The sequence below is a fragment of the Rhizobium sp. 01L410 genome, from assembly GCF_056400165.1.
Genome location: NZ_JBFTST010000012.1, coordinates 185,505 through 197,069 on the forward strand (window position 1 = coordinate 185,505; position 11,565 = coordinate 197,069).

Here is an 11,565-nt window from a genome sequence, read left to right on the forward strand (position 1 = left end):
AGGATACCGAGATGAAACGCCCCCGCATCAAAATGCTATTGTCAGCGATATTCGCTGTTATCGCCCTCATGTTCGGATTGCTTGCCTGGATGTCGATCAGCGGCATGAGTACGCTGAATGGCCAGACCGAGGTGATCGCTTCCAACTGGATCCCGAAAATCGCGACCGGCAAGAGCATCGAGAGCGCTTTCTACCGTCTCGACAATGCCTATTCGACGCACATTCTTGCAAGCACGCCTGAGGAAATGAAAGCGGCCGATGCGCTGATCGCCGAGCGCAGCGACGCGCTGGCCAAGCAGATCGACAAGTATCGCCCGCTGATCAGCACCGCGAAGGGCGCGGAACTGATCAAGGCGATCGACGGTGGTGTTGCCGACTACAAGCAGGCCGCGCAGCAGATGGTGGCGCTTTCGGCAGCCGGCAAGGATGGCGAAGCGAAGGCACTGCTTTCGGGCGATATGCAGGCTAGGATGGCCAAGGCCGCTGGATACCTGAACGACCTGCTCGACTTCAACACCGCGAGCTCGGAAAAAATCCACCTGGAAGGCGCCAGCCTCTTCCAGTCGACACTGTTCATGACCTTCGCGCTGATCGCTGGATGCGCTGCCATTCTGATTGCGGCCGTTATCTTCGCGATTACCGGCATTGCCCGGCCGATCGAAGCCATTACGACTTCGATGAAGGTTCTCGCGGGTGGCAATGACGAGGCGCCCATCCCGTTCTCGGGACGCTCGGACGAAATCGGCGACATGGCGTCGGCCGTCGAGGTGTTCCGCACCAACGCGCTTGCCAACAAGCGCCTCGAACGCGAAGGCGAGCAGCAGCGCCATATGACGGAAGAGCAGCGTCTTCGCGCGGCCGAAAGCGATCGCGTGAAGGCCGAGCAGATGCGCCAGGCGACCTCCGGCCTCGGAAACGGTCTCAAGCATCTGGCGGCGGGCGATCTTTCGTTCCAGCTGGACCAGCCTTTCGCTCCGGATTTCGAAGCTCTGCGTCAGGACTTCAACGCCTCGATCACGCAGCTTGCCGATGTGCTGCGTTCCGTATCCTCCAGCGCCTCGTCGATCGACAGCGGCAGCCGCGAGATCAGCCAAAGCGCCAATGACCTGTCGCAGCGCACGGAGCGTCAGGCTTCGTCGCTCGAAGAGACGGCGGCGGCTCTCGACGAGATCACCACCAACGTTGCCAATTCGTCCAAGCGTGTGGATGAGGCGAGGGCGGTTGCGGTTCAGGCAAATCAGAGCGCGTCCAAATCCGGCGCCGTCGTGTCGGATGCGGTCCATGCCATGGAGCGGATCGAACAGTCTTCGAGCCAGATCTCCAACATCATCGGCGTCATCGACGATATCGCCTTCCAGACCAACCTTCTAGCCCTGAACGCCGGTGTCGAAGCGGCGCGTGCGGGCGAGGCCGGCAAGGGCTTTGCCGTTGTCGCGCAGGAAGTGCGTGAACTGGCGCAGCGTTCGGCGCAGGCCGCGCGTGAGATCAAGGCGCTGATCAGCGCGTCGACCGGCGAAGTCGAAGCAGGTGTGCGTCTGGTTCGCGAAACGGGCAATGCGCTGACGGCGATCGGTGACTATGTCGTCACCATCAACCAGCACATGGAAGCGATCGCGACATCGACCCGCGAGCAATCGCTTGGCCTCACGGAAGTGAATACCGCGGTCAACCAGATGGATCAGGTCACGCAGCAGAATGCAGCGATGGTCGAGGAAACGAGTGCGGCCGGTGCCACGCTGGCGCATGAAAGCGGCCGCCTTCGCGATCTGATCGCCCGCTTCAAGCTTGGGCAATCAGGCGTCCAGCAAGGCTATATGCCTGGGCGCGCCCGCGCCGCCTGAGGCGCTCATAGGACAGCTTAAAGATGAAGCGAGCCCGGCCCTGACAAGGCCGGGCTTTTGCGTTTTGCCTCCTGCTCAGGCGTTTTTGCATGGCAGCGCTGAATTTACGCGACTTGTGGTAGATGCTGCGCTGCATCATATGTGAGTAGTCAATAATGAAGCTAAAGCGAGAAAGACAATGTCTTACGTGAAGTCCATTCGTGAAGGTTTCCTCGGCCGTGCCTTCGCCGTTATCGGTGCCGCAAATGCAGTCAGCGCCGCAGTCGATGCAGGCCGCCGTCCGCAGGGCCGCCACCTCAAGGTGCTCGGTATCGATGCCGATGTGTTCGATCACATCCGCCGCTAACAGCCGCTGAAATCAACGCATGAAAATAGCCCGCAACCGGTTGGTCGCGGGCTTTATTTTTGTCTTGATGACTGCGGCTCGCCCCGCCGCGGTCCTGTTTACTAGGCCTCGACGCGTTCCGCGCCATGGCTGTGGGCCGGTGCCTCCAGGGCCTCGCGCCGGTTATGGCGGATCGAGGACCAGAGCGAGATGCCGATCAGCGTGGCGCCGCCAAGGCCGGTAATGACCTCAGGGATGTGATACAGCGTCTGCACGTACATGATCACCGCCAGGATCAGGATCGCGTAGAACGCGCCGTGTTCCAGATAGCGGTATTCCGTCAGCGTGCCCTTTTCGACGAGCATGATCGTCATCGAGCGCACATACATGGCGCCGATGCCGAGGCCGATCGCGATGATGAAGAGGTTCTGCGTCAACGCGAAAGCGCCGATGACGCCGTCGAACGAGAAGCTGGCATCCAGCACTTCCAGATAGATGAAGGCGCCGAGACCACCGCGGGCCGCTTCGCTCATCGCCCGCTGCGAGGCATCCAGCAGGCCGCCGATGACTTCGACAGCCAGGAAGGTCACGAGGCCGTAGATGGCGCTATAGACGAAGGTGGTGGCTTCCTCGCCTTCCAGAAGCGACGAGAAGAGCAGGATGAGCAGGAGAACGACGGCGATCTCGATGCCCTTGATCGCCGCGCCGCGCGACATCATCCGCTCGAGGGAGGAAATCCAGTGGATGTCCTTCTCGTGATTGAAGAAGTAGGAGAGGCCGACCATCATCAGGAATGTACCGCCGAAGGCTGCGATCGGCAGGTGGGCGTCATTCATGATGCGGGCATATTCGGCCGGTTCGCGAGCCGCGAGGATGATCGCGTCGATCGGGCCGATACCGGCTGCGATGACGACGATTGCCAGCGGGAAGACGATGCGCATGCCGAAGACGGCGATGATGATGCCCCAGGTCAGGAAGCGGTGCTGCCAGACCGGCGTCATTTCTTTCAGCTTGTTGGCATTGACGATGGCGTTGTCGAAAGAAAGCGAAATCTCCAGCACGGCAAGCACCGCACAGATGAAGAAGACGGTCGCCATGCCGCCGATCGTGCCTGTCGATTGCCAGCCGAGAATCGCGCCGAGCGCCAGACCGACTGCCGTGACGATGAAGGACCAGCGGAAATATCCGAGGGTCGAAGTTTGACTGGGAGACTGGCTCATGGCCGCACCTCTTTGGCGCGGACATCGTTTTTGAACGTGGGTGTGGTGGAAGAACGCGGCATGCCAGAACGGGCATGCGCGAAAGGCATGGGGAGCTTTTTCATCGATTGAAAATCCGCCGGCTCTTTGCAGGCGGTACCGACATCACGAGAGCGCCGTAAAAACTCTCGCCAGAGGGGCCCGGCACCAGTGTTTATCCGTCGCCGATGTTTCCGCATGGGGGGCAACCACGCACATCTCTGCGACGACGGACAAACGCTTAGGTAATCAACTTATGCAGGCAGTCAAGAGGGGCCGGATGATTGCAGCCTGACTTTCTTTGGAACCATCCCCAGGCTCGCCCGTTTGGATGAGGTTGAGCGATCAGGATGATCGCGGGCGCGATCAAAAAGGAGGCCGATGATGCAGACTTCGACCCACTCCCCCGACAACCGAACCGAGGCTGCTGACCGTATGAAGCGGGCGAAGCCGAACCGGATGCAAAAGGCGCAGGTTCTGCCGCCGCATCAGGTCGATCTGACACTGCCGCAATCCCCGAGGCACGACGTTCATGTGCCCGCCCATATGAGCGGCAGCGATCTGTCGCGCGGCGGTCCCGAGATCGCAGCCGACGCCGCAAAGGCCAAAGACAAATAGGCCGGGCTACCGGAATTTGCGACTTCGCGAACAGTTTTCAAGAACGACAGGTGAGACACGAATGAAGACAAATCTTGTGCCGCAGGACATTTCGCTCAAGCACGAAGAAGAATGGCAGGCAGTCCGCACAGCCTCGGAGAAGGACGGCAAGCGTGAATCCAAGAGCTGGAACGCAGCATTTGCAGGGTCGAAACCCTCGCGTTCCGAATCCGTAAACGCGCGATAATTCATGGAAGACGATCAGACGCCCGGTATCGCCGGGCGTTTTTGCGTTCTTATTGCTCGCCGTTGCTCTTTGAACCCTGATCACTTCCAAGTTTCTTTTCGATCTTCCCGAAGGCGTAGAGCACGCAGACGGCGGCAACCGTCGCAAAGACCGCGATCGGCCAATAGCCGAAACCGGTTGCAAGGCCGATTCCGCCCGAAAGCCACATGCCGGCACCCGTCTTCAGGCCTTTGACCCGGCCCCGGGAGAAGACGATCATCCCGGCAGCCAGGAAGGCAACACCTGCCGTGACCGCCTCGATGACGCGCAAGGGGTCGATGCGAACCTGCGGATCATCGGTAAAGCCCGGCATGTGCACAGCCTCGATCGAGATGATCGCGAAGAGCGCGGCCGCAAGGCTGACGAGAATATGCGTGCGAAAGCCTGCCGGATGATCGCCGGCTTCACGTTCGAAGCCGATCAGGCCGCCGAGGAGGATGGCACCGAAAAGGCGGGCGAAGATGACGGGGTAGTGGATGCGGGATTCCGGAAACATATCGGCGAGGACGAGGTCCATGGAAGCGGTTCTCCAGCGGTGAATTCGCTGACTAACGCAACCGCCGCCGCTTTGTTCGCGTCAGAAGCCGATCGTTTCTTCGTATTTGTCCCAGGAGCTGTACATCGCGTAGCGGCTGAGGCCCTTGATGGCGAAGTTTCCGTAGTAGGGGCTGAGCTGGAACTCAGCGGCAGATTCGCTCATCTTCTTGACCGCGCCGACATAGATCGCCGAGGCGAGGCCTGTCCGGTTGGCGCCGTGTTCGCAGTGAATGAGAAGCGGCTTGGGCGCATCTGCCATGATCTTGGCGAGCTTCTGCGCCTCCTCGATCGGCAGTTCTTTGGATGACGACATCGGAAAATCGATCAGCGTGATGCCGCTGTCTGCAGCGGCTGCCGATTCATCGCGGTACCAGCCGGTGCGCTTTTCGTTGCGAAGATTGAGGATCGTGCGGATGTGATAGCGCGACGCGTATGCCTGGATGTCTTCGCCGCTTGGCTGTGCCGACCGGTAAAGCTCGCCTGCGATGACCTCGTGAAAATTGCCGGTTGCCTGTCCGAGCGCCGCATGGGCGCCGATCAGGGCTGCCAATCCGAGTGCCACAGAAGCTGGCCAAGCGATAAAACGAAAATAACGCATACTTACACCGATCGATCTGGCGTCCGTCCAACCACCAAAATGGGGGCTCGATGTGACGGGCGCCACCCTACCCGGAAAAAATGTGTAGTGGAAGCCACGGGCTCCCGGCGCCAACCTTTCGGAAAGGATTGCCGTCCAATAATCCGGGCCTCACGGGATTCGGATCTATGGCGAAGACAGCGACGCGCGGCCGCAGCCGCAAACCTTCGGGACGGGGCAGGGGCGCGAGCCGCGGCGGCGGCATCATGCCATGGGCGGTGATCGGTCTTCTCGCCGTCGGTGGTATTGCCACCTACGACAATTGGAAGAGCGTCAAGCCGATGCTGGCAAAGGCTCCTGACGCTTCGATGATCACGGCGGCGATCCGCCCGGATGCGCCGAAGGCGCCTGCCGCAAAGCCTGAGCCGAAACAGATGGCGGTGACGACGGTGCAGCCGCAGCGTCCCTTGCCACCGGCAACCATTCCGGTGCCGGCGGCTCAGCCAGTCAAGGCATCGCCCGCAGACGTGCTGAGCGGCAGCGCCACCTTCGGCTATTGTGGGCAGGGCGAACACGTCAATTGCGTCGGCGACGGCGGCGTCTTCTGGTACAAGGGCGAGAAGATCGTCGTTGCCGATGCCGTTCTTCCGGATGTTTCGGCGGCGCGCTGCGAAAACGAGCGGCGCCTCGGCTTTGCTGCCAAATCGCGGCTTTTCAAGCTTTTGAACGCTGGGCCGTTCGCCATGAACGCGGCCGGCAAGGGCGCCAATGGCGGCGCTCCAAGGGTCATCTCACGGGACGGACGTTCCTTCGGCGCCCAGCTGACCACCGAGGGGCTGGCGCGCAGGCCAGGCGCAAACGGCGCCTGGTGCGCCTGATCTGATCACTTCTGCTTGGCAGGCTTTGGCTGCGGCGTTGCGGGTGCCGCGGCAGGTGCCGGCTGCACGGGTGTCTTGCCGTTGGTCTGGAAGGTTGCAGCGAAGGTGCTGTCCTTGCTCTCGGCCGTGCATTCAATGGCAACCGGCTTGCCGCCATAGGGATTGCCGAATGTGCAGCTGCCTGCAACCTTGACCTCACCCGTCATCTTCTGGCCGACGCCCGTCGTCACCATGGTCAACGGGATCCGCGCATTTCCGTTGGAGGCCGGCTTGATCGCCTTGCCGTCGCCCTGGAAGCCCAGCATCTTGCCCTGCGCCGTGAAGATGAAGGTGACATCGCCATTCGGCAGCGCCACGGCGGCCAGCTCGTTCTTGCAGGGTTTGGACACATCGAGCTTGCCGACGACAAGCTTGGAGCATCGTCCGGCAAGGGTCGTCACACCGGCGCTCGGGAAATTCTGGGTTTGGGCGTAGGCTGAAGAAGAAAGGGTCGCTGCAGACAGTGCTGCTGCGGCAATAATCAGTCGTCTCATGAGTTCAGGGGTCCTGTCATGCTGCTGGTCAGACTTTGTGACTGGCATGGTTGTGTGTCGGAATTTTGCCGCGCGCAACCCTGAAGCGCCCCAAAAAGTGAAACGGGCCGCTACAGGGGATCGCGGCCCGTTCCAGGAAGCGGGGGCGCCTTGGCGGCAGCCGCCCTCTTTATCTTCTCAGTGCCGCCGGTTGGCGTCTTCCATCGACCAGCCGAAACGCCACGCCTCATAACGCGCATACCAGACTTCAAGGGCCGCAGCGTCCCAAATGGGCATGAATTCCGGGTGTGACATAGGGTTGTCGCTCAGCCTGTAGCCCAGGATGCGGTCACGAATGCCACGCTCCTGCATGTTCAGCAGCTCTTCGATTTCCATATGCGCGCCCTCAACCGCCGGCCCCTCAGCCGACAGGGTTAAGGAAACATTTCCATTTGCTAATGTCCAGAAATGCCAGCGTCATCCCCATTATTCACAGGATTAATCAGGACGGTCTCTTGACGCGAAATGCGCACGCGCGAGCGGATCAGTGCTACTTCTGGCAGCTATTTCATTCCCGAATTTAACCCTAACGCGACAATCGAATGGATACACGCGCGTACCGCAATTATAAATCCGACAGTGCTTATATGAGGGGTTTCGATGCGCGGTATATTTGCGAAAGCCGTCCGGCTTGTCCTGCATCCGGTTTGCCTGCTGATTGCGGCGGCGCTCTTCTTCGCATTGGTCCGCTATCTCGACACGCGCTGGCGCTTCATGCCTTACACGTTCTCGATCACGCTGGTCATTGCTGCGGCCCTGTTTCTGGTCTCGCGGCGATATGCATTCTCGCTCTATGCGGCGGGTTCGGTCGTTGTGCTGATCGCGCTGGCTTCGCTGGTCAAATACGACCTCAAAGGTTTTGCGCTTCACTACTATGATCTGATCTTCACCGGCGCCGACAAATCCGCGGTGAGCTTCCTCGCGTCAAACTACACGGGCATTCTGATCTCGGCGATCTGCATCCTTCTCGCGGTCATCGTATGCCTTGTCCTGATCTTTGCTTTCGACAGTCCTCTGCGGCTGAAGGTCAGGTGGCGGGCGGCTGGTCTGGCGGCGGTTCTGCCCTTGACCTATCTGACCTTTCCGCCTGCCGTCGCCGATCAGCCGGCCTACCTGCCCTACATTGCCGGCTACAACGCATCGTCCTTCTTCATCTCGCTCGCTGACATCCGCTATCCATTCGGCAGGATTGAGCTATCCAGTCACGTTGAAGCAGCCGAGATGCGGGCGATGGATGCCTCTGTGGATTGCGGCATGAAGCGCCCTGACGTCGTTCTGGTGCTCAGCGAAAGCCAGACGGACCTCGCGAACTTTCCGCAAATCAACGCCCCGGCAGAAACGCTGGCGTCGTTCCGCTCGCAGGACGGCGTTGTTCGTCCGCTTTATGTCGAGACTTATGGCGGCGGCACCTGGGTTACCAACTTCGCTGTGATGACCGGGCTGTCGGCGACGGATTTCGGCTGGCAGTCATCCTATGTGACGCAGCTGATGGCCGGCAAGATCAAGGGCAGCTTTCCGGAGACGCTCGCCAAATGCGGGTACCGCACCGTGACCGTCATGCCGATGGAATACAACTTCGTCAACGAAGGACCCTTCCTGACGTCGATCGGCTTCCAGGATATTTATGACATGAAGGCGATCGGCACCAAAGCCGAAGCGGAGGATGACCGGCCGTATTTCGATTTTGCCCGGAAGATCATCACCGAGGAGCGCGCGAAGGACGACCGGCCGCTGCTGATCGCGATCCAGACGATGATGACGCATGGTCCCTACGACAAGCCGATCGTGCCGTCTTCCCTGGTCGCCGAGGCGAAGTATTCCGACGATGCCAAGGCGAACGAATATGTTCGGCGCGTCATTGCCGCCCGCAAGGAAGTTGCATCGTTCATCGATAGCCTGCGCGTCTCCCCGGGCAGCCGCGGCACTGTGGTGATGGAATATGGCGATCACCAATCCGAAGCGACCCGCCCGTTCGTCGAAGAATCACTTGCGGGTGAGCCCATGCTCTCCGACTTCCGCTCGATCGCCTACCGCACCTTCGTCAGCATTCACGGCTTCGGCACGCCCGTTGATATGGCGCCGTTCGCGCGGCCGCTCGATATCGGCTTTTTGTCGTCAGCGCTTGCAGAAGCAGCGCAATTGCCGTCGTCGCCATTGATCCGGGACCTGCAATCGCTGCGTAAGACATGTGGCGGGCGGTATCATACCTGCCCGGAAAGAAGCCTTGTCGATGCCCATCTCAGCATGCGGGCGAACGCCGGAATGCTGGTTTTGCGGTGAGTTTTCTTCATCTCTAATGTTGTAAAAATATCGTTAAAATTGCCCATAACAAGTTTTTGTTCATCTGCCGTTCAGAAAACTGTTTGGGAAAAGCACAGAGTGGCGCACACTCCTCCTTGTGAATAAGGAGATAGTGCATGATTCGATTGACCGCGGCTCTGACGCTGTTCTCAGTCTATGCGTTTACGATGTTCTTCATCGCATCCATTCCTGAGACCCCGTACCTGCAAACCGCAGCAACGACGATAACCGAAGACGCATCGCTTACGAAGTGAGTTGGGCGTAAAGGGCAGGCTTGGGGGCAAGCCTTTATGCAGGGTGGTGGCGTAAATGATACGCTGCCCTGCGGGGTGGGTTTTTATTGTGCTGGCATCGGGCACAATTCTTCAGTGTCGCTGGCGGCACTGCAAACGCGTCTTGGGCGCGCCTTCACAAACAGCGCGATAGACTTCCGCGGATAGTTGAAATGGCTGTTATTCAAGTCATTTGCTGCTTCGCGGGTAAGCGCGGTGCGTTTTTCTCCGAGATCATCAGCAATCCCCGCAGAATAAGGTCTTGCCTGGTTTTGATTCGTAGCTGCTGCCGGCAGCGATCTGTCTGTTCTGGGACCGCGCCGTGAATAAAGGGTGATTTTCCGCTTTCTTGTATCTCGAAACGACACATAACTTAACGGCAATAATGGTACATTAACTTATAATTAGTGCTTCCAGCATAATTCTTCCCTCGGTCAATGACGAATCCCTTCGTCTAGGCTCAACGATGTTCGGGTTTGGTCCTGTCGAATGTCGAGGTTTAGGAAACGGTTGCTTTAAGCACCGTGCGCATGATGCCTTGTCCTAAACATTAGCTCCCTCGAGCGATGTCTTCCGAAATATTTTGTCTATGCGTCTCGGCCATGCAGTGTGCACGGCGCGAACCCTCCGGCTATGGCTTGGAGCGCGCCAGCTTTTGCTACCGGGATGCGAGACGAAAGACACCGTCACCGCTAACGCCAGTGCAAGGGCAATTTCATGACCTCGATCGTTTCCTCTCTTTCTAATACCCAGATCAAAGCTCTGTCTGCAAAGACCATCAAGGCGTTCTCGGCTGAGGATGTCGCAACGCTTTCCGCAGATCAGCTCAAGATTTTCAACAAAGACCAGATATCTGCCCTTGAGGCCGAAGATATCGAAGCGCTCGATTCCACACAGCTCGGCGCGATTTCGACGACCGCTATCGCAGGCCTGAAGCCGGAACTGCTCGCTGCACTCGATGCCACGAAGATCGGTGCTCTCGGAAACGCCCAGATCGCGGCGTTCAGCGCCACGCAGATTGCTGCTCTTACCCCGGATCAGATCGAAGGCCTTACAGCCGACCAGATCAAGGGCCTGAACGCGACGCAGATCGGCTCGATCAGCGCTGACGACATCAAAAAGTTTTCGGCTGACGAAGTCGGCGCCATCGGCGCAAAGGCAATCGGCGGCCTGAAGAACGAAGCCATCGCCGTGCTCAGCGATGACCAGATCGGCAAGCTCAGCGCCGACCAGCTCAAGCAGGTCACGACCAAGCAGATCACTGCCTTCACGTCTGGCCAGCTTGCCAAGTTCACCGATGATCAGATCGGTGCATTGTCGGCAGCCCAGGTCGGCTCGCTCACCAACGACCAGATCGGTGGCCTGACCGCCGGTCAGATCGGCAAGCTCAGCAACGCCGCTGTAGCCGGCCTGAAGGCAACGCAGATCACCGCGATGACCGCCGATCAGGTTGCCGGTATCACCGCAGGCCAGAGCGCTCTGCTGAGCGCCGCGCAAGTTGCGGGCTTCAGTGCCACGAACATCACCAAGCTGACCGACGATGCAGTTGCGGGCCTGGCCGCCAAGGCGATCCCTGGCCTGAAGAGCGAAGCAATCGCCGTCCTCAGCGAAAGCCAGGTCGGCAAGCTCAGCACGGACCAGCTCAAGCAGGTCACGACCAAGCAGATCACCGCCTTCACGTCTGGCCAGCTTGCCAAATTCACCGATGATCAGATCGGCGCATTGTCGGCTGCCCAGGTCGGGGCGCTCACCAACGACCAGATTGGTGGCCTGACCGCCGGTCAGATCGGCAAGCTCAGCAACGCTGCTGTTGCTGGCCTCAAGGCCACGCAGATCACGGCGATGACTGCAGATCAGGTTGCGGGTATCACCGCAGGCCAGAGCGCTCTGCTGACGGCTGCGCAGGTTGCTGGCTTCAGTGCCACGAATGTCACCAAGCTGACCGATGATGCGGTTGCGGGCCTGACCACGAAGGCTCTCCCGAGCCTGAAGAACGAAGCGATCGCTGTCCTCAGCGACAGCCAGATCGGCAAGCTCAGCGCCGACCAGATCAAGGTGATGACGCCGAAGCAGGTTACCGCCTTCACGGCTGGCCAGCTTGGCAAGTTCACCGACGATCAGATGGGTGCTCTGACGGCAGC

The 11,565-nt window shown here is 59.6% G+C and carries 12 protein-coding genes and 1 pseudogene; 8 read left to right on the plus strand and 5 right to left on the minus strand.

The window, feature by feature from the left end:
* Positions 1-11: 11 nt before the first annotated feature.
* Together AC1DV9_RS23770 and AC1DV9_RS23775 are read left to right on the plus strand one after the other, a co-directional pair.
* The gene (locus AC1DV9_RS23770; protein WP_477950264.1) at positions 12-1,841 is read left to right on the plus strand and encodes a methyl-accepting chemotaxis protein; all 1,830 of its coding nucleotides are present in this window, start codon (positions 12-14) and stop codon (positions 1,839-1,841) included.
* 178 nt (positions 1,842-2,019) lie between these two features.
* Positions 2,020-2,187 carry a hypothetical protein gene (locus tag AC1DV9_RS23775; protein WP_310297006.1) on the plus strand — a complete coding sequence of 56 codons (168 nt, stop codon included), beginning with the start codon at positions 2,020-2,022 and terminating at the stop codon, positions 2,185-2,187.
* Positions 2,188-2,288: 101 nt separating this feature from the next.
* Here AC1DV9_RS23775 and AC1DV9_RS23780 read toward each other — a convergent pair whose 3' ends face one another.
* Positions 2,289-3,386, minus strand: coding sequence for a DUF475 domain-containing protein (locus AC1DV9_RS23780; protein ID WP_477950265.1), 1,098 nt, complete (start codon positions 3,384-3,386; stop codon positions 2,289-2,291).
* 399 nt (positions 3,387-3,785) lie between these two features.
* Between AC1DV9_RS23780 and AC1DV9_RS23785 the strand changes: the two genes are divergently transcribed.
* On the plus strand, positions 3,786-4,022 hold the full coding sequence (locus AC1DV9_RS23785; RefSeq protein ID WP_477950266.1) for a hypothetical protein: 237 nt from the start codon (positions 3,786-3,788) through the stop codon (positions 4,020-4,022).
* Positions 4,023-4,083: 61 nt separating this feature from the next.
* Positions 4,084-4,248, plus strand: a complete 165-nt coding sequence (locus tag AC1DV9_RS23790; protein WP_477940682.1) for a hypothetical protein — start codon at positions 4,084-4,086, stop codon at positions 4,246-4,248.
* 49 nt (positions 4,249-4,297) lie between these two features.
* Here the strand turns inward: AC1DV9_RS23790 and AC1DV9_RS23795 are convergent, their stop codons facing one another.
* Together AC1DV9_RS23795 and AC1DV9_RS23800 are read right to left on the minus strand one after the other, a co-directional pair.
* Positions 4,298-4,804 carry an MgtC/SapB family protein gene (locus AC1DV9_RS23795; protein ID WP_477950267.1) on the minus strand — a complete coding sequence of 169 codons (507 nt, stop codon included), beginning with the start codon at positions 4,802-4,804 and terminating at the stop codon, positions 4,298-4,300.
* Between the two features lie 60 nt (positions 4,805-4,864).
* Positions 4,865-5,422 (minus strand): fused DSP-PTPase phosphatase/NAD kinase-like protein, encoded by a 558-nt coding sequence (locus tag AC1DV9_RS23800; RefSeq protein ID WP_477950268.1) that lies wholly within the window; start codon positions 5,420-5,422, stop codon positions 4,865-4,867.
* 167 nt (positions 5,423-5,589) lie between these two features.
* Here AC1DV9_RS23800 and AC1DV9_RS23805 point away from each other — a divergent pair, with 167 nt between their 5' ends.
* Positions 5,590-6,279: a hypothetical protein gene (locus AC1DV9_RS23805; RefSeq protein ID WP_477950269.1), complete on the plus strand. Its 690-nt coding sequence runs from the start codon at positions 5,590-5,592 to the stop codon at positions 6,277-6,279.
* Positions 6,280-6,284: 5 nt separating this feature from the next.
* On the opposite strand, the gene AC1DV9_RS23810 is transcribed toward AC1DV9_RS23805, so the two are convergent.
* Both AC1DV9_RS23810 and AC1DV9_RS23815 read right to left on the minus strand, forming a co-directional pair.
* Complete coding sequence (locus AC1DV9_RS23810) at positions 6,285-6,812, minus strand: hypothetical protein (RefSeq protein WP_112385547.1); 528 nt, start codon at positions 6,810-6,812, stop codon at positions 6,285-6,287.
* Positions 6,813-6,989: 177 nt separating this feature from the next.
* Positions 6,990-7,187, minus strand: a complete 198-nt coding sequence (locus AC1DV9_RS23815) for a CrpP-related protein (RefSeq protein ID WP_112385546.1) — start codon at positions 7,185-7,187, stop codon at positions 6,990-6,992.
* 264 nt (positions 7,188-7,451) lie between these two features.
* Here AC1DV9_RS23815 and AC1DV9_RS23820 point away from each other — a divergent pair, with 264 nt between their 5' ends.
* From AC1DV9_RS23820 to AC1DV9_RS23830, 3 genes and pseudogenes are all read left to right on the plus strand, one after another.
* On the plus strand, positions 7,452-9,131 hold the full coding sequence (locus AC1DV9_RS23820; protein WP_477950270.1) for a sulfatase-like hydrolase/transferase: 1,680 nt from the start codon (positions 7,452-7,454) through the stop codon (positions 9,129-9,131).
* Between the two features lie 137 nt (positions 9,132-9,268).
* Positions 9,269-9,406: a hypothetical protein gene (locus AC1DV9_RS23825; protein WP_199628999.1), complete on the plus strand. Its 138-nt coding sequence runs from the start codon at positions 9,269-9,271 to the stop codon at positions 9,404-9,406.
* Positions 9,407-10,141: 735 nt separating this feature from the next.
* Positions 10,142-11,565: pseudogene (locus tag AC1DV9_RS23830) on the plus strand (hypothetical protein); the annotation flags it as partial.

Coding starts and splice junctions, on each gene's coding strand:
- AC1DV9_RS23790 (WP_477940682.1), top strand. CDS start 4,084: ATGAAGACAAATCTTGTGCCGCAGGACATTTCGCTCAAGCACGAAGAA.
- AC1DV9_RS23795 (WP_477950267.1), bottom strand. CDS start 4,804: ATGGACCTCGTCCTCGCCGATATGTTTCCGGAATCCCGCATCCACTAC.
- AC1DV9_RS23810 (WP_112385547.1), bottom strand. CDS start 6,812: ATGAGACGACTGATTATTGCCGCAGCAGCACTGTCTGCAGCGACCCTT.
- AC1DV9_RS23820 (WP_477950270.1), top strand. CDS start 7,452: ATGCGCGGTATATTTGCGAAAGCCGTCCGGCTTGTCCTGCATCCGGTT.
- AC1DV9_RS23775 (WP_310297006.1), top strand. CDS start 2,020: ATGTCTTACGTGAAGTCCATTCGTGAAGGTTTCCTCGGCCGTGCCTTC.
- AC1DV9_RS23800 (WP_477950268.1), bottom strand. CDS start 5,422: ATGCGTTATTTTCGTTTTATCGCTTGGCCAGCTTCTGTGGCACTCGGA.
- AC1DV9_RS23805 (WP_477950269.1), top strand. CDS start 5,590: ATGGCGAAGACAGCGACGCGCGGCCGCAGCCGCAAACCTTCGGGACGG.
- AC1DV9_RS23825 (WP_199628999.1), top strand. CDS start 9,269: ATGATTCGATTGACCGCGGCTCTGACGCTGTTCTCAGTCTATGCGTTT.
- AC1DV9_RS23815 (WP_112385546.1), bottom strand. CDS start 7,187: ATGGAAATCGAAGAGCTGCTGAACATGCAGGAGCGTGGCATTCGTGAC.
- AC1DV9_RS23785 (WP_477950266.1), top strand. CDS start 3,786: ATGATGCAGACTTCGACCCACTCCCCCGACAACCGAACCGAGGCTGCT.
- AC1DV9_RS23770 (WP_477950264.1), top strand. CDS start 12: ATGAAACGCCCCCGCATCAAAATGCTATTGTCAGCGATATTCGCTGTT.
- AC1DV9_RS23780 (WP_477950265.1), bottom strand. CDS start 3,386: ATGAGCCAGTCTCCCAGTCAAACTTCGACCCTCGGATATTTCCGCTGG.